We start from the raw sequence: 20,526 nt of genomic DNA, 5'->3' as shown, positions 1-20,526 counted from the left end.
CTTGCCTTCAACAACTCTCTTTCATCTGTAACCTCGCCATGTGATGGGAATGCTATGACGATAGAAGTGAATATAGCGACCGGCTTTTCGCAGATCAAAGCGCAAGAATGGGATAGCCTGACCGATGGTTCCCCCTTGCTCAGTCACCGTTTTTTCAGCGCCCTGGAAGATACGCTCTGTGTAGGCGAGGGCACAGGCTGGCAATCTTATCCCGTGACGGTGCATGAGCAGGGCAAACTGATAGGCGCTGCGCCGCTTTATCTCAAACAGCATTCATACGGCGAGTATGTGTTTGACTGGGCCTGGGCCAATGCCTATGAGCAGAATGGCCTTAATTACTATCCCAAATTGCTGGTGGCGATTCCGTTTACGCCCATCAGCGGTCCGCGGCTCCTGAGCCAGCGACAGGAGGTGCAGCGACTGCTTGCGCGCATAGTGCAGCAGCAGATGGAGCAGAATGCCTTGTCCTCCAGTCATATTCTGTTTCCCGATGCTGCCTCGGCCGAGGCTTTGCAAGCGGAAGGCTGGATGCAGCGCGATGGCGTGCAGTTCCGCTGGGAAAATGACGGATTTCGCGATTTTTCCGAGTTTATTGCTCAGCTTTCGCATGACAAACGCAAAAAAATCAAACAGGAGCGTAAAAAAATCCTCAGTGCCGGCGTGGTGTGCCGACGCTTGCAAGGCCGGGATATCCAGCCTGCGGATTGGGATTTTTTCTATGAATGCTACGTCAACACCTACCACGAGCATCGCTCATCGCCTTACCTGACGCGTGCATTTTTTGAGCAGATTGGCCATACCCTGCCTGAACACCTGCTGCTGATCATTGCGGAGCTGGATGGCAAGCCCATTGCCTCGGCGCTTAACCTGTATGACGACGACACGCTGTACGGACGCTATTGGGGGGCGCTGAGCTATATACCCGGCTTGCACTTCGAGCTTTGCTACTATCAGGCGCAAGAGTTCTGCCTGGAGCACAACATCCGGTTTTTTGAGGGCGGCGCGCAGGGGGAGCACAAGCTGGCGCGCGGTTTCATGCCACGGCCTACCTGTTCGTTCCACCGCATTGCCAATCCCGAGTTTGAATCCGCGATTCGCCGCTTTGTTGCCATGGAAGCCAGCAATATGCAGCAATATCAGGATGAACTGGAAGAGCGCGCGCCTTATCGCGCCAATTAGGGCGATTGAGCAAGCACGCGACGCTTGACTTTGTGTACGTTCGTACATTATGGTAACGCGTATGGGAAACGACATTGACTACCTGGGGCGCATCCAGGACTACTACGCCGAGCATAAAACGCTGCCATCCTATTCGGTGATTGCGGACATGCTGGGGTTCAAATCAAAAAATGCGGTGACTGCGCTGGTCGCCCGCTTCAAGCTGCAAGGCTTTCTTGATGCCACGGCCGACCGGCGACTCAAGCCCGGCAAGCGCTTTTTCGAGCGTATCTTGGCTGAGAGTACCGTGCAGGCCGGTTTTCCTTCCGCCGCCAGTGGCGATCGCCACGACACCCTCAGCATCGATGACTATCTGATCGAGCGCCCCTCACAAACCGTGCTGATTACGGTCAAGGGCGACTCCATGATTGATGCTGGCATCGTGCCGGATGATGTGGTGATTGTGGAAAAGCGGCAGGTGGCCAATGTGGGCGATATTGTGGTGGCGATTGTGGACAACGAATTTACCCTGAAAACCCTGGGGCGCGAAAAAGGCCAGTTTGTATTGCTGCCCGCCAATAAAGCGTATCCGGTGATTCGTCCGCAAGGCAATCTGGAGATCTTTGGCGTTGTCGTAGGCCAGTTCCGTAAATACGATTAAAGCGGCGCTCCGAGTTGTATTCCGGCGCTATCAAAGCGCCGATTCAAAAAAGCCTGGTCAGACCTGACCAGGCTTTTTGTTGCCTGGGGCCATGCATAACACCTGATGGGAGGCGGCATTGCGGTCGTTGCCAGCCTGCTGGCTACTCCACAATTTCTGTGGATAACTACGCGGATGAATACTGGATAGTGTGCTTAAGTGTCTGGGCGGGCATGGGTATCTCCAGAGTGCTCGAAACGCATGCGTTTGCACGATTCACCCCATCAGGCGCCTGGGGGGCGGCTTCTCCAATCCACGTTACCGTTTGTGCTTTTCGCAGTCCGCCTCGGCAAAGCGTGCCATGAGCGCATCCAGAAAAACACGGGTGCGAGCTGGCATCAGTCGTCGGCCAGGAAAAACGGCCCATGCCGTGACACTGGGCAAATGCCAGTCCTCAAGGATACGTACCAGCTCACCTGCCTTGACGTAAGGCTCGGCAAACGGCTCACCCAGCATGGCAATGCCCAGGCCCGAAATCGCCATGCGTACCAGAATGGCTGGCGAATTGGCGGATACTTTGCCAATGGGCGTGCCTTGCCATTGGGCTTGGTCACGTTTGAGTTGCCATAGCATGGGTTCGCCGCGTCGGGTGAGTAGATGCAGCGCATCATGTTCCATCAGCGCTTCTGGTTCGTGCGGTGTGCCGCGTTTTTTGAGATAAGCCGGTGCGGCATAGAGCCCGGTTTCAAAGGTGGCGATGCGCCGTGCCGCAAGCGATGTGTCGTCTGGCAGATCGCCCATGCGAATCGCCAGGTCAAAGTTTTCACCGATCAGATCCACCCGCCGTGGCGAGATATCCATCTCCAGAGAAATCGCCGGATAGCGCATGGCAAACTCGGCAAGCAAGGCTTGCAGGATATTGATCCCAAAATCGCCCGGCATCGACAGTCGCAGGCGACCGCTAGGTTCTACCTGCCGGTGTTGCGTCAATGCCAGCGTGGCTTCTACCTCCGCCGTTACCTGATGCGCATGCGCCAACACGGCATTGCCAAAGTCGGTCACCGTCAGCTTGCGCGTGGTTCTCAGCAGCAGGCGCTCGCCCAGTTGCGTCTCCAGAGCCGCCATGCGGCGCGAGAGGGTAGATTTCGGAATATGCAGCCGGTCCGCCGCGCGGCTGAAGCTTCCTTCATCCACCACGCGGGCAAACAAGAGCAAGTCATTGGCTTCCAGCTTCATTTTATATTTCCATTGATGGAACAATAATATCCATTTTAACGACTTAATCAATTATTTGGGAATATGTAAAGTGTCTCCATCGTCATTTCAACTTAAGCAAGGAGATCATCATGAATATTCTGCAAGTGAATTCCAGCGCCCGTACGGTCGGTTCCCACTCCACGCATCTGGCTAATGCCCTTGTGGAGCGCCTGCTTGCCCAGCATGCCGATGCCACATTGACGGTGCGCGACCTAGGCCGCAACCCACATCCAAACCTGGACGAAAAAGCCCTGCAGGCCTTATTTACGCCAGCTGACCAGCGCAATGCCGAGCAGGCTGCGCGTGTCGCGCTGGATGATGTGCTGATCAGCGAAATTCAGGCTGCCGATGTCATAGTCTTGGGCGTACCCATGTATAACCTGGGGGTGTCAGTGCAACTCAAGAACTGGATTGATGCCATCTCGCGTGCACAGGTAACGTTTCAATATACCGCCAACGGGCCCGAAGGCTTGCTGACCGGCAAGAAGGTATATGTGGTGCTGGCCCGCGGCGGCATTTATCGCAATACGCCTGCCGATACCCAAACGCCATACCTGAAAATTGTGTTGGGTTTTCTGGGCATGCATGATGTCGAATTCATCCATGCCGAAGGCCTGGCCATGGGCCCCGACGCGGAAAAAGCCGCGCTGGATACAGCCTATCGCCAACTGGAAGAACTGGTGCCTGCCTAAGGCATATTTAATCGTATAAAAAGGAGAGCAACCATGAGCACAAGACCTGACGTTGCATTGCAAAACGAAGTCGTGACACAGCCAAGAGCGATTGAGCAGATCGTCATCGGCCAAGCCACGTCGGACGGCGCCGGGGTCAAGCTGACACGCGTGCTGACGCAACACCTGCAACGCCGGCTTGACCCTTTCCTGATGCTGGATGCCTTTGGCACCGATCAGCTGGAAGATTACATTGGCGGCTTTCCTGATCACCCCCACCGCGGGTTCAAAACCGTGACCTACATGCTGCAAGGCCGCATGCGTCATCGCGACAGTGCAGGCAACGAAGGCCTGCTCGCCCCCGGCGGTGTGCAATGGATGACCGCGGGCAAGGGCGTCATTCACTCCGAGTTGCCCGAGCAGGAAGAAGGCGCCATGGAAGGCTTCCAGCTTTGGCTCAATCTGCCCGCCAAGGACAAAATGGTGGACCCCGCCTACCGGGATATTCAAACGGACGAGATTCCGGAGATCATCACGGCCGATGGCGTCACGGTGCGGGTGATCGCTGGCGAAAGTCACGGCGTTGCCGGTGCCATCCAGCGTGGTACCACCGAGCCGCTCTACCTGGATGTGCATTTGCCAGCACGCACACGCTTTACCCAGCAGATACCTGCCGAGTTCAATGCCCTGGTGTATGTGTATCGCGGTGAGGCGGTCATTGGCGAACGGCAGGTGCCACAGCAGCGCATGGCGATACTCAAGACCACGAACGACAGCGATGGCGTTGTTATTGCAGCGCCAGAAGCGACGCGTCTGTTGTTGATTGCCGATCGTCCGCTCAAGGAGCCCATCGCGCAATATGGCCCTTTCGTGATGAACACTCAGGAGCAGATTTTTGAGGCGATTCACGATTACCGCGAAGGCCGCCTGGCATAAGAAATACGCTGGGTTTATCCATCGTGTTAGCACTGCCTGACTCAGCCTCACCTGGGTGAGTCAGGCCATTTTCAGAAGCATTCGGTTTTTATTTTTTACTTTTAAAGGGAGTTTTCTCATGCAAGCACTACATCGTCACGGTCCATTGATCGGCCGCATCCTCATCGCGCTGATCTTCATTCTCTCCGGCTTCTCCAAGATCGGCGGCTTTGCTGCCACCTCCGGCTACATCGCCAGCAAAGGCCTGCCGCTGCCAGATCTGGTCACCATCCTCACCATCATCATTGAACTGGGTGGCGGCTTGCTGATCGTCGTCGGCTACCGTGCACGTCTGGCCGCCGCCGCCTTGTTCCTGTTCACCCTGGCCGCCGCATTCCTGTTCCATGATTTCTGGGCAGCAAGCCCAGACATGGCGCAAAACCAGATGATCCATTTCATGAAAAACATCTCCATGGCCGGTGGCCTGCTGTTTGTGCTGGTGCATGGCAGCGGCCCACACAGTGTAAAAGCTGACTAATCCTTTAGTCTTTCAGCCAAACAAAAAGCCCGCCCATTATTGGCGGGTTTTTTTATTATCGGTGTTGAAAGGACTACGCCCGGCGTCATTTCTACCCTTAAGGGCAATTCCCTGATTTCGCAATCCTGTGCATGATCGAACCCGCCTTTAGCCCCGGATTCCCTGTCATGCTGCCCTCGCTGTTATCCTCCCGTCGCCTGCTTACCCTGCAATGTCCCGCACTCCATCAGATCCTGCCCGATGGGCTGGAGCCTGTCCGCCTGGAAGGGCGGGAGGGCATCAACACCCTGTTTGACTACCAGCTCACGGTGCGTAGCCGTCTGGGGGAAGTCGGCAGTGATCTCGACTTCGGTCCGCTGATGGGTCAAGTATTGACCTGCGGCATCAGCCTCGAAGGCCACGGCCAGTTCCTGCCCGGTGCGCTGGGCGATCTCGGCATGGCGAATCAGGGGGCAGGCACACGGTATGTCAGTGGACTCATCACCGACATACGCCACGCTGGCGAAGACAGCCGCCATGCGCTCTATGTCATTACGCTACGCCCCTGGCTCCACCTCGCCACCCTCACCACCGACTGCAAGGTGTTCCAGGACCAGACCGTGGTCGAGATCACCGAAGCCGTACTGGCGGACTATCCCTATGCGCTGGAGAAGCGGCTGATCGAGACCTATCCCGCCCGGGACTACAGCGTGCAATACAACGAATCCGACTTTGCCTTCCTCACCCGGTTGTGGCGGGAGTGGGGCATCAGCTTTCATTTCCGCCATGACGACGGGCGCCATACCCTGGTACTGGCCGATCACAATGGCGCCTATACGCCATTCCAGCCCGATGACCCGGCCAGTGGCTATCACACCATTGCCTATTACCCACCAGACCATAAGACCGATGCAGAGTACCTGCACCACTTCAGCGATGCCGAGCAACTGACCTCAGGCGTCTATGCCAGCCGCGATTACGACTACACCCGTCCCCGGGCCGAGCTTGCTGCGCGCAACGCCCAGCCCCGTAATACCGCCCATGCCGATAACGAGGTCTACCAATGGCGCACCGATCATGGCAGTGACTACAGCCAGCCCAATGCCGGCATGGACCGCGAAGCCAACCAGACCGAACCGCAAGGTGAGCTCCTGGCCCGGTTGCGCATGGAAGCCCTGCGCCAGCCCGGTCACCGGGTGGCAGGTGAAGGCCATATCCGTGGCGTCGTGCCTGGCCATACCTTTACCCTCAAAGAGCATCCCAGAGCAAAGGCCAATCAGGAGTACCTGATCCTCAGCACCACCTTGCTGATTGAGAATGTGAGTGAAGAGACCGTGTCCTCTTCAGCTTCAACGGTGCGTGCCGCCATCGTGGATAGCATCAGTGGCGCGCTGACAGGCGAACTCACCGGCACCTGGCGCATGGAGACCCACTTCAGCGGCCAGCCCACCCGCGAAGTGCTGCGTCCCGAGGTGCTGCTGCCGCATGCCCCCGGCCACAAGCCACGTACCCATGGCCCGGAGACCGCCCTCGTCACCGGGCCTACGGGCGACACCGCCGAGAGCAATCTCTACACCGACCAGTACGGTCGCATCAAGGTGCAGTTCCCCTGGGACCGCTATGGGCTGAAGAACCAGCACAGCAGTTGCTGGGTACGGGTATCGCAAGCCTGGGCAGGCAATCAGCTGGGCGCCATGCACCTGCCACGCATAGGCGAAGAAGTGCTGATTGATTTCCTCGGCGGGGATCCGGATTTACCCATCTGTACCGGCCGTCTCTACAACCAGCTCAACCTGCCCCCGTGGCAGCTCCCGGCCCAGCAAGCCTTGAGCGGCATCCGCTCGCGCGAGCTCATCCCCGGTGGGGGCAATGGCGCGGCGGGCCGCAGCAATCACCTCATCCTCGATGACACCGGTGGCAAGATCCAGCTGCAGCTCAAGAGCGACCATGACAGCTCCTCCTTAAGCCTGGGGCATATCACCCGTATAGACGGCAATGCCGGACGGCTGGACTACCGGGGTGAAGGGCTGGAACTCCGCACCGATGGGCATGGGGCCATCCGCGCCAGACAAGGCCTTATCCTTACCACCGAAGCGAGACGAGAAGCGCAGAACCACCTCACCGACCTCAGCGAGACCACGGCAAGACTAGAACAGGCGCAAGCCCAGCATGCTGACCTCGGCCAGCTCGCCAGCCAGCACCAGGCGCAGGACAACGACGACCAGCCCAGGGTGAGCGAACGACTGCAGGGGCAGAACGACGGTATTACCGGCAACAAGAGCAGCAATACCACCACCAACGACAAGACAAGCAACCCCGACACCGCCTTCCCCGAACTGGAGCAACCGCACCTGGTCATGGCCAGTCCGGCGGGCATTGCCAGCACCACCCCGGGCAGCACCCATCAGCACAGTGGCGAAGACCATGCCATTACCACGGGCAGCAATGTCAGCTTGAGTGCCAATCGCAGTTTGATAGGCAGCTTTAAAGAGGCGATCAAATTATTTGCCTACAACGGCGGGCTACGCCTGATTGCCGCAGGCATGAATATCGAATTCAAAGCCCTGCAACGCAATATCCGGCTTTTTTCCAAACTCAACATCACCTACCACGCCAACCGCATCCACCTCACCGCCGACAAAGAGATCGTCATCAACGGCGGTGGCAGCAGCACGCACTGGACCGCCGCCAGCATTGAGAGCGCCACCCTGGGCAAATGGTCTGTGTATTCCGCATCGCAAAGCATGCCACAGGCCAAGAGCCAGCCGGTGGTCATGCCTGATTTACCGATATTCAAACCAGATGAACCCAATACTGTGCTACTGGATGTGGGTAGTTTTGTGCATAACGACCCGGAGTTGGAACAGTCGTCCTTTGAAATCTGGACCGATAGCAACGCGCCTCAGATTATTGGGCGAGGAGAGCTCGATAGCTTGACCCGCACCTTTGTGGCAAGCACAAAAGAGCAAGAGTCGGTTGAGGTGTTTTTGGGCGATGGCGAGTGGGAAGATTTTATCGAAACGGTAACAGACCCAGAAAGTGAATTGGAGACTGAACAATGAGTGAATGGAAAGACTTTCTGGAGCGGGAGTGGCGCTTGCTCAAATCCAGCATGAGGCTGGCGGAGGAGCAACCAGGCAAGGTCATGATATGTTTTATCAACCGCCATCTGGAACCCTTGGACGGTGTTCGCTACAAAATTCGTTATGAGGGCAAAGAAGTATCAGGCACGACCACCGTCAACGGCTATTGCTTTACCCTCAGCCCCAAAACCCTGCAACCCATAGAAACATGGGTATGGTCGCGTTCGCGCAATGACTACAAAAAACTGGACGATGTGATACCGCAGATAGGCAAACCTCTCTTGGTCAGAAAATGCCTGAATACCTTCAAAGTTCAGGCCAAAACACACCCGGTTATTCCTGTCGCAGAACCTAAACCCCGTCCTACCGCGCCCAGACCGGCACCGCCACCCGGCCCATCCCCGATGACCAATCAGGGGGTCGATGTTCACCCACCCAAGCGCGACGAAAAGGGCAATGCCCTTTATCCGGTCGACCGACCGGTGCCAGACAAGATCACGCCTGAACAACTGCGCAAGATTTTTCCTAAAAACGCCCACGGACACCCCACCGACGAACACTTGAAAAAAGTAGCCGACGAGCTGAATACCGATCTGGTGAAATACAAGCTCGACACGGTGTATCGGCGCGCCCACTTCTTTGGGCAAATCAAGCAGGAATCGCCATCACTCTCTGGCAAAGAGGAAAGCTTCAATTACACCCCGTCAGGGTTGATTGGTACCTTCAGCAGTTATTACGGAAAACTGCATAAAGAAGCAGAAGAGGATGGTCGTATTGTTGAAAAGCTTAAGAATGGGAAAAAGAAGGTCATTCAAAAAGCCAACCAGGAAGTTATTGCGAATAAGGTTTATGGGATAGGAAAGAAGGGTTTTCAGAATACCAATCCAGGGGATGGGTGGCGATACAGGGGAAGAGGTATGCATCAAACCACGGGTAAAGCAAATTATTCGAACTTTACAGTGTATTACAGACTGCTCTGGGATGACGGATTGATCAACTTTGTCGAGAAGCCGGAGTTGTTGTCAGAGTGGCCTTATACATTAAGGTCTGCTATCTCTTACTGGGTGCGAAATGAGTGCTACAAAATTGCAGATAACGGGATTGATGATAAATCCATAGATGGCGTTACCAAAAAAATTAACCCTGGTGAAATTGATAAAAATTTGGCTGGGAGCTATGAAGGAAAAACTAACCCCGTTATCAATAGAAGAAGCTACGTAAAGCTTGCCTATAAATCCTTTATTTGATAGACATTATTAATATGAAATATATTGTTTGTGCATTTTTATTCTTGATGGTGACATTCAGGTGTGATGCAGATATTACGATAAAGCCAGCACCATATGACAAAAATAAATCGCCAGAATTATCGACTAAAATTAAGAGAATAACTGATAAATATTGCGTTGATAACTCTAAGATATCAAAGGATTATCCGTATGGTGACAATCGTAAATATCAGAGTTGCGGTCAGTTTGATTGGGAGTGGAAAGACACTGTAGCGTATCCAAAAAATGACAATCCTAATCTGCCGTATCTGGTTAAGTTTAACGGGAAAGAACTTCTAGCCATTGTTACTTCTTTTAATCCTCTTCTGATGGCAGAGCCAAGTTGTCCGGCGAATCATTCTGACAATGAATCTTTTTGTGAAGGAATTGCGAGAACACAATCAACCTGTCATGTCTTCTTTCTGAATCCAGATAATCTGAAGATTGAGGCAGTTGCTCCACTGAACATTGCGCGCGATCCACGACAGATGCCGGGCCAGAAAGAGCGGACTTTTTTCGACTTTTACTACAAGAGATACAATCCAAAATCCACCAAGCCAATTGATCCGCGGTATCTGGAAGGTTGGCCTTTATGCAGCAGTTTAAGTGCAGTGGCTATTGCAAAAGATGCGTCTGACGGCTTGCTTTTTGTTTTAAATTATATCGACTCTGCCGCACCCGTTGATCCCAGAAATGAGCCGCCAGTATTTACCAGCACTGTGCTAATGCTGCTAAGGGAGGAATGGGGGAAGCTCAAGCTCTACCAAGAGAGTAGCTGTTTGGGTAACCCGAACACCATCAGCACCATCGCCGAAGCTCGCAAGGTAATACGTGCCTGTAATGCCGCAGATAAAAAGGTCGATCCAGGTGATGCATCCTGGACCGATATTATCTCGGTACCTGAAAAATAGGAGATTGGTGATGAACAGGTAAGTGAAATTTGAAATTAAGAATGCACTTTAATTTCTCCTACAAAGCTTTTATTTGATAGACATCATTAATATGAAATATATTTTTTATGGATTAATTTTTTTATCACTGACGAGTAACGCTGAGGTTTCATCCCGCTTTAGCCAGGATCAGCAGGAATTAATTAAATTAGTACAGCAGTTCTACGGAATTACCAGGGCCATATACGTCGGTGCGGAGTTTAATAATAAATTCCAACCGAAAAAACATTGCCAATTTATGGAAGGATTCATCGTAAAAGAATCTTTATTTAAAGATGCGCAAGGGGCTTGCTTCTTACCTCTTAGATATCCAACAATTGACGAGGGGGAGTATCTTCCAGACTATCCGACGCCTCAAATTCAGATTCCTGTTATAAAGGGTAGTCTTGCTGAGGTGCTCGTTCTCTTCAAAAATGACTCCGGTCGAGTACGTTTTTATATGAAAAAGATACCAGATGGCTGGCGTATTTATAAATCGCGCTCAGATACTAGTGCCGACATCCCTGAAGATACTCAAAATCCGGATGATATGCGCGCTTTGATGTTCACAGATTTTCCACCTGGCGCGGATGAAGTCGAGCGAGCAAACCATCCTAAATAATCTTTAAACCAGAATGCTGATTAAGCTCTGCTGTTTGTGCTGGTGCATGGCAGCGGCCCGCACAGTGTAAAAGCTGACTGATCCTTTAGTCTCTGCCAGACAAAAAGCCCGCCCATCATTGGCGGGCTTTTTCTCGTCAGCACAATGCTGACTCTTACTGCATGGCCGTATGCAGCTGGCCTTGTTGCTGCAGCATGCTGATGACGTCGGCGTTGTGCATGAGGACGTCGTGTTTGCTGTCGCAGGTTTTGCTGTTGAGTTCATACGAGACCAGCAGGGTGCAGAAGAGGTCGTCGTGGCTGAAGGGGTGATCCTGATAGGGTTTGAGGTCGCTTAGTTTGTAGTCAAAGTGCTTGCCCATCCACACGATGGCGGGGATGTGGGTTTGCTCTTGCGGGGCGATCATGTAGGGCGCGGCGTGCAGGTAGATGCCGTGTTCGCCTAGCGATTCGCCGTGGTCGCTCACGTATAGCATGGCGGTGGCGTGGGTTTCGTTGTATTGCTTGAGAAAATCCACCACGTGCGCCAGGAAGTAATCGGTATACAGAATGGCGTTGTCGTAGGCGTTATCGAGTTCTTGCTGCGTGCATTGGCTGAGTTCGTTGCTTTTGCAGGCGGGTTTGAATCGCTCAAATTCGGGCGGGTAGCGGCGGTAGTATTCGGGGCCGTGGTTGCCCATCTGGTGCAGCACGATGAGGATATCCTTGTTTTTGTGGCTGTCGATGTATTTGTCCAGCCCGCCCAACATGCCGATGTCGCGGCACTCGGTGTCGCAGACTTTGTTCAGCGTGGGGCTTTTGAAGTTTTCGTAGGTCATGCGTGTGGCTACACCTTTGGAGTCGGAGTTGTTGTCGCGCCACAGAATCTGCACGCCATGCTCAAACAGCACATCCAGCGCGTTTTCATAATGCAGGGCTTTTTCGCGGTCAAAATCCTTGCGGCCCAATGCTGAAAACATGCAGGGCACGGATTCGCCCGTGGAGGTGCCGCAGGAGGTGACGTTATGCAGGCTCAGCACGTCGCGCTTGGCGAGCTCGGGGTTGGTGTCACGCGGGTAGCCATTCAATGAAAATCGATCGGCACGGGCGGTTTCGCCCACCACCAGAATAATCAGCTCATGCCGCGATGGCGTGCCTATCATCACCGCATCGGGCGCGGTGGCCGTCAGCTTGGTAATCGCGGATGACTTTAACTTTTCTCGCGCATACCCAAACAGCGAGTAGATGGGGTAAATCGGGTTGGAATAGGCGCGGGTGATTTTATGCTCACGAATAAACGAGGCGTAATGCGCGGTAAACGGCGCCACTACCAACACCATGCCAATGATGAGCAGCAGCGTGAGCGAAAGCTTGGACTTGAACTCCACCTTGAAGCCACGGCCGTCTGGCCAGTAGCGAATAATCAGCCATGCGGGCAACACGCCCAGCAACAAGGTGCGCAGCACCAGCCCCCAGCTCAGCAGGCCGGCAAACTCCTGCGTATCGGTATGAACAATATTGTCGATCATCACGGTATCGACCACCACGCCGTAGGTATCCATGTAATACGCCGCTTGCGATGCCACCAGCACCAGCAAGGCCAGCAGCCAGCGTGCGCCGCGGGTATGCGCTACCAGCAGCAGAAACAGCGCGGTGGCAAACGTGAAAAACAAGGTCAGGGAGATCAGGAACGGCACATTGCCCAGGCTGAGGGGATACACCTCCAGCAAGCGCTGAAACAGGCTGATATTGGCGGTTGCCATCAGAAACAGGGCAACCAGCAAGGTTTTACGGTTACAAGTAGAAAACATGGGACTCTTTATTCGTGTTGTAAAGTAATGCCCAGCTGTGATGGGCTTCTTTACTACATGGCACGATTCGTACCAAAGCCCGCGTAAAGAGTATGAACCTTATAAGAGGTTTTGTTAATTAAAAATCAAAGGCTTGTGTGGTGGGGTGGGAGGGGGTGTACCGGCGGGCTAAATTCACCCCGCAAATATGTTCACAACCATGATTTACAGCCTGCATATTTTGGTAAAGATGGCGGCGGAAAACCCTGGCGCTATCGGAAGCGGTGGTTATGCATCATCCATTGCTGCTTGAAGGCATCCTGCGTCTTTTGCAGGTTTTCCTGCTGGCGAAAATCCCAGGGCGCGGTGGGGTTGGCATCGGCCCACAGGCCGCGCTTTTCATCGCGGGCGGTTTGCTCGGCCGCGGTATAGCGCAGACGGTCTGCCTCGGTCTGCTCCCGGGCAAAATGCTTGTAATGCCACGCCATGCCCAGCGTGAGCTGGCGCAGATTGCAGTCCGTGCCATCCACCCACACCTTGCCCAGCAGTCGGCCATATTGGTCGGTCTCCTGGCTCTCTATCATCGCTTCTTTGCCGCGCGCGCACTCGGCCAGCGCCTGCTTGGCCTTGTTGCCAAAGGCCTGCGCTTGCTCCGGCGCATCAATGCCCTGCAAGCGCACTTTATATTTCAGATTGTCCGGGGTTTTGACGGTGAGCGTATCGCCATCGGAGATATACACCACCTTGCCACTGACATCGGCATGCGCGGTTAGCGCCAGGCAACACAGCCATGGCAATACAAAACGAATAGGGGGAAGGGCAAACATCAGGTCAGGCGGCGGATCACGTAAGCGTTATCCGCCAGTGTAAACCCCAGCCTGGGGTAATAGTCCATCGCATCCGGCGCGGATAGCAAAATCAGCGATACCTGATCGCCTATTTTTTCTTGCGTCAGCCGCACCAGTTCCTCGCCTATGCCCTGGCGCTGATACGCCGCATCCACCGCCAGATCAGACAAATAGCAGCAATAGCTGAAATCCGTCAGCGCCCGGCTCACGCCTATGAGGGTGTCGCCATCCCACGCAGAAAACACCAGATTCGCATGCGTAAACATCGCCGCTATGCGCGCCAAGTCATCCGCTGGCCGCTTAATGCCCGACGCCTTGAACACCCGCGCCACATCGGCAGGGTTCAGCGGATGGTTTTCACGGTAGTGAATCATGTATGTTGGGTTTATTTCTGGGCCGACTGGCAAGCATGGTCATGGCAATTCTGCCCGCACACATAGTCACCGGTGGATTCGGCATTCAGCTCCTTCAGCTTGGCCAGCGAGGCTTCGCGGCAGGCTTGCAGCGAGGGGAATTGCCCCAGGGCGATGGGGTCATCCAGCTCCAGCTTGTCGGGGTACACATAGCTGTCGTAAGTATCTCCGCCACAACCGGCAACCAGCGCCAGCAGGCTAGCGAGCGCCAGAAATCTCAATGCATTCTTCAAGAACATCATAGGATTGCTTTATCGAATGGTAAGCATGAATTTTAGCTGCTAATGGATAACTCGACAGGCGGGCTGACAATTATCGGCTGCATTCACACGTTCACTAGCCAGCCAAAAGTACCCTAGGGATTGCAGTACGCACAATGCGCCGGATCTGCCAGCGAGCGCTCTGCCAAGGGGATGGTGTTTCGATGATCACAGCGCAGGCAGGCCCAAACCTCGCTATGCGCGAGTGAAGTCGGCCATCGGCAGGCTGCACACGGCAAACCCGGCAGGCGCTCGCTGATCCAGAAGCCGGGCGTATCGCACGCCGGGCATAGGGATTGCAGGCGACGCAGCAGATCGGCTGTCGCTTCCTGTATGCGTTGCATGCGGGTCGGGTTGGCAAAGGCGCGCAGGTCGCGCTCGACAAATACCTGGCCGCTGGCAGATTGCGCCAGGCAGTGCTCAAAATGTTGTTGCAGGCTCGCCCAGTCTGTAATCGATTTGTGGATGCGGGGATCATCCTGACCATCGGGCCGCAATACCAAATGCTGTTCGGGAAAGCCTTCGCGCTCGGCAAAGGTGGCGATGTCCTGCCAATGGCTGCTCAGTATGTGCCCCTTGCGGTCCGCGCCCTGCGCGATGCCTGTCACTTCAATGCCCAGCGCATCGTCTATCCAGGTCACCAGCTCCACATTCCACGGCAGCATGCCGGAAAACGGATCAGCAGCGAAACTTCCTTCACTGGCGATGCCGAGGCGGGTGCCCGCCAGCTCCATGCCTTTGCGCGCTTTTTGTCTTGCCGCCTGCAGTTGGGTGCCAGGGCGCGGCGTTTCGCGGGTAAAGGTGCCCAGCTGGTCGGTATCAAACCCCGTGACCAGTTCGATGCGGCATCCCAGCGCGGGCTCCAGCATGGGGGCGATCACCTTCTCCTTGCCGTGCTGGGTGAGCAGGGCTACACGACATCCGTCATAGCGCGATCGCCCTGCCATCAAGCCTGTTCCAACTCCACTGCGGACCACGTGCCATGGCCGTAACGTTGCAGATGCGATGATTCAACATGCCACAGGTGGAGCCAGCCATTGTCCACCAGCTGCTTTACCACCGCGTGTTTGGCAATCACCGCTTCAATGGCGACTTGAGTGGCCTCGATCACCACGGTGAGGCGCAAAGGCTCATGAATCCAGCGCTTGCCATCGTGCAGCGATTGCCGCGAAAGGCCTATCCGCAAATCGCCGCCGTTGCCTTCAAATACCCCAAGGTTGCCACCCACTACGTTGTGCAGCAGCTTGTTGCCGCTGCCCAGCCGCTGCGGATCGCAGGTGGAGGCGTGGTATTGCCAGTTGATCCAGTGCGTGACCAGCATGGGCGCCGTCATCAAGAGCTCCAGCACGCTGCCGTCTGGGTCCTGGTTGGCATCGTAATCATGCAGAAAACTGCGACCCTCCAGACCGATGCCCAGGCTGCGTTGCCGTGGCGCGATGATAAAGGCCGCGTTGCCGGCAAGCCCCCATTCGGGGCGGGTTTGGGCGCCATCGTTGGCGCGGCGACGCAGTTGCTCCAGCAATGCATCATCTGAAGCTTGCGCATCCAGCTGCAAGCCGGGCGCACGTTCGCGGCGCACCTGGTCGCCTGCCTGTGCAAACACCTGTTGCAGCGTTTGCCAGCGGGCGCGGGCCTCTTCTGGCAGCAGGTCCAGATCAAACCCCTCTATCTCATCGGTGGTGGTGTTATGCAGCGCCGCGACAAATACCGTATGTGAGGGAACGGCGATGCCTTTCGCCTGCAGGCCTTGGCGCACTTCGGGTTCATTCAGCAGCAAGGCCAGGCTGCGCGCGTTGACTTCGCCGGTCTGCCCGCAACATGCACCGCAATCCAGCCCGGCGGCATGGGCATTATTGGCAGACTGGCTGCCATGCCCCACCAGTAGCACCATGGGCGCAAGCTCGCGGGTCAATCCCATGCCTTGCAGCACCCGGGCGGCCAGATCAATCTTGCCTTCCAGCCCCACGCCGATGAGGTGTGGGCGGCAAATGGATTGATGACGCGCAGGCAAGCCTGCCAGATCATCCCGCGAGCGGGGCTGCAAGCCTGGCCATAGCCACTGGCCGATCTTGCCCAGATAACCCAGGCCTGCCGCTTCCACGAAGGAGAAGGCGGCACCCGGCCAGCGGCTGCCTGCTTTCCACTGATCCGTCACGGCAAAGCGGTATTGCCGGCTGCGGACGGAGGCGCTTTGCAGGGCGGCATCGGCATCGCGTTTTTCCGGCTCAGCGCTGATGATGCTATCGACTACTTCCATCGCAGGGGCCAGCAAGCCAGGCAACTGCGGGCGCCGCGCTTTTGTCGCCAGCGGGGTGTAGGCCACCGGCAGACCAAAGAAACCTGCGAACCCCAGCGTCTGAATGCCCGGCCATGCGGTTTCCAGCGCGCGGCGCAAGGGTTCGCTCCGCACATCAATGCAAAAGGCGGCCTGCACTTCAATGGCTTGCGAGCCAGGCGCAGTTTTGCCAGCCGAGATCAGCTTCGCAGCCAGCTCGCGCTGATAACCTATCTCCAGCGCCACTTGCCACACTTCATCCACCAGCAAGGCCCGCTCGGCGGCCAGCAAGAGCAGTGGCGCATGTTCCCAGGCGCGTTGCAATGTCACGAACGCCTGATCATTGGCCTTGTCATCCTTGCATTCCAGCAACAGGGCCCCCCACGCCAGCCGGATCGCCAGCAGTTCGCCCAGGTGGGCATCTTCGCCATTTTCCAGCTTGGCCTGCCAGCCGAGATAGGCGCACCACGAGGCCCAGCCATTCACCGTCAGCAGCACCGATTCCAGATAATCTGCCCATACCGCCTGCGGCAGGCCCAGCCGTTCCAGCACCCAGCGTTCTGCATCCTGGGCGGTGACGGGCAGCGCGTCGATGGCTTGGCCGATGTGCGGCAGGCCCATCAGCAAGCCGATGCCATGATCATGCTGCAGGGTCTCGCGCCAGAAGGCATACAAACCCTGCGTGCGCTCCGGGTGCCAGTCGGCCTGATGCTCGTCAAAATACGCGGCGCAGGTCTGGCTCACCTGATGCGTAATCGCTTGCCGCCAGGACAGGCGGGTATGGCGATGCGGGTCGTTATCCAGCACATCAATCAGCAGGGGCAAATGTTCCAGCGCTGGCTCGCTGTGCAGCGCAGCGATGCAATCGCCAGGGCTGAGGCCCGCCGCTTGCGCCTCGGGCAGCTGCTGCAGCGCCTGCGCCAGGTCAGCCTCGCTAATGCGCCCCTCGTCCCAGGCTTGCCGTTGCAAGTTGCGCGGCGGGAACACCTGAATCCCCCCCAGCACCGCCATGCGGGCGGCCACTTTTCTCACTGGCATGCCGATGCGCGACCAATGCGGGTTAACGGCAATGGCGCGGTCCAGCGGCCAGGTGGGCGCGATAGCCTGGCAAGCCTGTTCGCAGGCCTGGGCAATCTGCGTATGCAATATGTCTTTGTCGGCTTTGGCTTTTGAGGTGCTCGGCTGCGCGACTGCTGTATTCATCATGGTTTCCTCAGAGTTAGCGTGAGACATCAGTGATTGCCTCCTGCTTGATATGGGTGCCCGCATGCGGTATCCACCGGGTGGGCCACAGCTGCAAGGCCAGGCGCGTGTAGGCCTCGTCGACATAAAAGCCGGCATAACTCCACCGCCGCCAGCGGGAGAGCAGGTGCGGCCAGCGCTGCAACATGGCCTGGCAGAGATACAAGGTGGCCATGCCGGTGAGCGCGATCAGCCCCAGCAACGGGTGCGGCGCATTATGCAAACCCAGGGGCAGGGCATGTGCCAGCATGGCGGCCAAGGCAAGGCCAAATACCATCAATAAGCCAGTCAGCAGCTGACCCGCGCGAAAAGCAAACCCGGCTGGCGCCGCCGGCTGCCAGATCATGGGTGCCCAGGCCAGGCCGAGCACCGCACTCCACCACCATGGCCAGGCCGGATGTGCCGAGAGGCCCGTGGTCAGCTGCACGGCAGAAATCGTCAGCAAGGGCGCCCAGAGCAGGCTAAGCGCATTCGGCTTGCTGTCGCCATGCAATGCCTGCAAACGGGTTTGGCGCACAATGCCCGATGCCGAAAGAAACGCATGCGCCTTATAAAGCGAATGCCCCAGCAGATGCAGGGCCGCCAGCGTGTAAAGGCCGAGCGCGCATTCCATCAGCAAAAAGCCCATCTGCGCGACCGTGGACCACGCCAGCCGCACCTTGATGCTGATGCGGGTGAGCATCACCATGCCCGCCAGCACCGCGGTGGCAAGGCCCACTACCAACAGCAGCAGGCGCGCCGGTGTGGCCTGCTCAAGCAAAGGCGCAAACTGAATCAACACCACGCCGCCAAGATTCACCACCCCGGCATGCAGCAGGGCGGAGACGGGCGTGGGGGCTTCCATCACCTGTATCAGCCAGCCATGCACAGGCAACAAAGCCGTGCGCAGAATAACGGCAAGCACCAGCGCCACAGCGCTGATCTGCAATGCCGGTGAGATGGTGTGCTGGCTCAGGTGCGCCATCAGCGCGGAGAGCGAGCCGCTGCCCACTTCCACCCATGCCAGCGCTGCCGCGACGATCAGCATGACATCGGCCAGGCGATCCGCGATGCGTTTCTTATGGGCGGCGAGCAGCGCAAACGGCCGGTCAGGGTAAAAGCACAGCAGTGACTGCAACGCCACCCCGACGAAGGCCCAGGCGCCTATCAGCAGCACCCAGTGATCTGCCAGCACCAGCAGGTGCACGGCCGCCAGCACCGCCGCCAGGGCAGCGATGTAACGCGCCTGACCGGACTCCCCCTGCAGATAGCGGCTGGAAAACCCGCCAATCACCGTGCCCAGCATTTGCACCAGCGCGGCCATCACCATGCTCAGGCCCGTGGCCTTGATCACGCCCGGCCACAGCATGCCCTGAGAGCTCGTGACGATGGCAAGCCCCGTCATCGCCAGCGCGGCAAACGAGCCCACGCGCAATATTCGCCACAATGTGGCATCTGAAAAGCGCCCCAGCCATGCCAGCAGCGCCACTCCAGCCATCAGCACCAGTGGCGCCAATGCGCTGACCTTGTATAACACCTGGAAAAATCCCATCCCATAAACCTTCAAAGTTGATGGGGCGTATCATGCTTGACACTGCGTGTTCTGTTAAATACATTGATAAGAACGATTTGATATTAAAAATAAAACAATGAAGCTCGACCAACTCAATTTTCATCATCTGTTGTATTTCTGGCGGGTGGCAAAACTCGGGCACCTCACCCGCGCCGCTGAGGAGCTGCATACCTCGCAATCCGCCGTCTCGGCACAGATTCGTCAATTGGAAGAGCGGTTTGGCGATGACCTCTTCACGCGCAAAGGCCGCAAGCTCATCCTCACCGATACCGGGCAGCTGGTGCTGGCCTATGCCGACAATATTTTTGGGCTGGGGGAAGAAATGCTCGGGCGCCTGCAAGGCCGCACCGCCGGGCTAACGCGCCTGCGCGTAGGCAGCGTGGGTACCCTGTCGCGCAACTATCAGGAAAACTGGATACGCCCGCTACTCGCCGACCCTGACGTGGTACTCACCCTGGAATCCGGCCTGCTGAATGACCTGGTAGCGCGCCTGGTGCAACACCAGCTCGATGTGGTGCTGAGTAATGAAACGGTGCCCGCCGACCCGGACCGCCCCATGCACTGCCTGTTTCTGGGCAGCCAATCCATCTCGCTGGTCGGCCCCGCCAGCCGCTGGGCATCGCAGAGTTTGCGCATCCCCGAAGATCTGGATGGTGTAGATATCGCCCTGCCTGGCCCACGCCACGCCCTGCGCGCCCAGTTCGACGCCCTGTGCGCCACCGCAGGCGTCGCCCCCCGACTAAGAGCCGAGGTCGACGACATGGCCATGTTGCGCCTGATCGCCCGCGATAGCGGATGGCTAACATTGCTACCAGAAGTGGTGGTGCAGGATGAGTTGCGTGCTGGGGTGCTGGTGACGGTAGGTCACTCAGCGGCATTGCAAGAGCGGTTTTATGCGATTACCACTACCCATCGGCATCGGATTGAGGCATTGGAGAAGTTGTTGGCGGGGAGGCCGGAGGATTTATTTACGATGGGAGGTGACGCTTAATGCTTCACATTAGGCTAGCTATATTTAATAATACCAAAATATCTACTTATAATTTAGGATTTATTTCACTAAATTAGATGGATATGTATACATCTAATCAAAAAGGCTGAATTGTTT

The 20,526-nt window shown here is 56.5% G+C and carries 18 protein-coding genes; 10 read left to right on the top strand and 8 right to left on the bottom strand.

Annotation, left to right across the window (positions count from 1 at the left end; all coding sequences use genetic code 11):
* Window positions 1-54 precede the first annotated feature (54 nt).
* Window positions 55-1,179: a GNAT family N-acetyltransferase gene (locus MPQ_RS10065; protein ID WP_013442832.1), complete on the top strand. Its 1,125-nt coding sequence runs from the start codon at window positions 55-57 to the stop codon at window positions 1,177-1,179.
* A 61-nt stretch (window positions 1,180-1,240) separates the two neighbouring features.
* Window positions 1,241-1,819, top strand: coding sequence for a LexA family transcriptional regulator (locus MPQ_RS10060; protein WP_013442831.1), 579 nt, complete (start codon window positions 1,241-1,243; stop codon window positions 1,817-1,819).
* A 297-nt stretch (window positions 1,820-2,116) separates the two neighbouring features.
* On the opposite strand, the gene MPQ_RS10055 is transcribed toward MPQ_RS10060, so the two are convergent.
* The gene (locus MPQ_RS10055) at window positions 2,117-3,034 is read right to left on the bottom strand and encodes a LysR family transcriptional regulator (protein ID WP_013442830.1); all 918 of its coding nucleotides are present in this window, start codon (window positions 3,032-3,034) and stop codon (window positions 2,117-2,119) included.
* A gap of 110 nt (window positions 3,035-3,144) precedes the next feature.
* Here MPQ_RS10055 and MPQ_RS10050 point away from each other — a divergent pair, with 110 nt between their 5' ends.
* From MPQ_RS10050 to MPQ_RS10020, 7 genes are all read left to right on the top strand, one after another.
* Window positions 3,145-3,747 carry an FMN-dependent NADH-azoreductase gene (locus MPQ_RS10050; RefSeq protein WP_013442829.1) on the top strand — a complete coding sequence of 201 codons (603 nt, stop codon included), beginning with the start codon at window positions 3,145-3,147 and terminating at the stop codon, window positions 3,745-3,747.
* 33 nt (window positions 3,748-3,780) lie between these two features.
* Window positions 3,781-4,662 (top strand): pirin family protein, encoded by an 882-nt coding sequence (locus MPQ_RS10045; RefSeq protein WP_013442828.1) that lies wholly within the window; start codon window positions 3,781-3,783, stop codon window positions 4,660-4,662.
* Window positions 4,663-4,780: 118 nt separating this feature from the next.
* Window positions 4,781-5,179: a DoxX family protein gene (locus MPQ_RS10040; RefSeq protein WP_013442827.1), complete on the top strand. Its 399-nt coding sequence runs from the start codon at window positions 4,781-4,783 to the stop codon at window positions 5,177-5,179.
* A gap of 131 nt (window positions 5,180-5,310) precedes the next feature.
* Entirely contained in the window at window positions 5,311-8,220 is a 2,910-nt protein-coding gene (locus MPQ_RS10035) for a type VI secretion system Vgr family protein (RefSeq protein WP_083801068.1), read from the top strand.
* The gene (locus MPQ_RS13575) at window positions 8,217-9,488 is read left to right on the top strand and encodes an ef hand domain-containing protein (protein ID WP_013442825.1); all 1,272 of its coding nucleotides are present in this window, start codon (window positions 8,217-8,219) and stop codon (window positions 9,486-9,488) included. Before MPQ_RS10035 ends, MPQ_RS13575 begins: the two co-directional genes overlap by 4 nt.
* A 14-nt stretch (window positions 9,489-9,502) precedes the next feature.
* Window positions 9,503-10,420, top strand: coding sequence for a hypothetical protein (locus MPQ_RS10025; protein ID WP_013442824.1), 918 nt, complete (start codon window positions 9,503-9,505; stop codon window positions 10,418-10,420).
* Between the two features lie 91 nt (window positions 10,421-10,511).
* On the top strand, window positions 10,512-11,060 hold the full coding sequence (locus MPQ_RS10020) for a hypothetical protein (RefSeq protein WP_148225288.1): 549 nt from the start codon (window positions 10,512-10,514) through the stop codon (window positions 11,058-11,060).
* A gap of 154 nt (window positions 11,061-11,214) precedes the next feature.
* Here MPQ_RS10020 and MPQ_RS10015 read toward each other — a convergent pair whose 3' ends face one another.
* From MPQ_RS10015 to MPQ_RS09985, 7 genes are all read right to left on the bottom strand, one after another.
* Complete coding sequence (locus tag MPQ_RS10015; protein WP_013442822.1) at window positions 11,215-12,849, bottom strand: phosphoethanolamine transferase; 1,635 nt, start codon at window positions 12,847-12,849, stop codon at window positions 11,215-11,217.
* A gap of 251 nt (window positions 12,850-13,100) precedes the next feature.
* Entirely contained in the window at window positions 13,101-13,655 is a 555-nt protein-coding gene (locus tag MPQ_RS10010) for a thermonuclease family protein (protein ID WP_013442821.1), read from the bottom strand.
* Window positions 13,655-14,050 carry a GNAT family N-acetyltransferase gene (locus tag MPQ_RS10005; RefSeq protein WP_013442820.1) on the bottom strand — a complete coding sequence of 132 codons (396 nt, stop codon included), beginning with the start codon at window positions 14,048-14,050 and terminating at the stop codon, window positions 13,655-13,657. The genes MPQ_RS10010 and MPQ_RS10005 overlap by 1 nt, the downstream gene beginning before the upstream one ends.
* A gap of 11 nt (window positions 14,051-14,061) precedes the next feature.
* A complete protein-coding gene (locus MPQ_RS10000; RefSeq protein ID WP_013442819.1) occupies window positions 14,062-14,331 on the bottom strand; it encodes a hypothetical protein in 270 nt (89 codons plus the stop codon).
* Window positions 14,332-14,444: 113 nt separating this feature from the next.
* A complete protein-coding gene (locus MPQ_RS09995; protein WP_013442818.1) occupies window positions 14,445-15,296 on the bottom strand; it encodes a DUF6671 family protein in 852 nt (283 codons plus the stop codon).
* Window positions 15,296-17,827, bottom strand: a complete 2,532-nt coding sequence (locus tag MPQ_RS09990; protein WP_013442817.1) for a YbcC family protein — start codon at window positions 17,825-17,827, stop codon at window positions 15,296-15,298. Before MPQ_RS09990 ends, MPQ_RS09995 begins: the two co-directional genes overlap by 1 nt.
* Before the next feature lie 16 nt (window positions 17,828-17,843).
* Window positions 17,844-19,397, bottom strand: coding sequence for an NADH-quinone oxidoreductase subunit L (locus MPQ_RS09985; protein WP_013442816.1), 1,554 nt, complete (start codon window positions 19,395-19,397; stop codon window positions 17,844-17,846).
* Window positions 19,398-19,494: 97 nt separating this feature from the next.
* Between MPQ_RS09985 and MPQ_RS09980 the strand changes: the two genes are divergently transcribed.
* Entirely contained in the window at window positions 19,495-20,409 is a 915-nt protein-coding gene (locus tag MPQ_RS09980) for a LysR family transcriptional regulator (RefSeq protein ID WP_013442815.1), read from the top strand.
* The last annotated feature ends 117 nt before the right edge of the window (window positions 20,410-20,526 follow it).

The organism is Methylovorus sp. MP688, assembly GCF_000183115.1.
Classification (GTDB): domain Bacteria; phylum Pseudomonadota; class Gammaproteobacteria; order Burkholderiales; family Methylophilaceae; genus Methylovorus; species Methylovorus glucosotrophus.
Note: the sequence above shows the minus strand (reverse complement) of the source record. Positions and strands in the feature narration are given on the sequence as shown.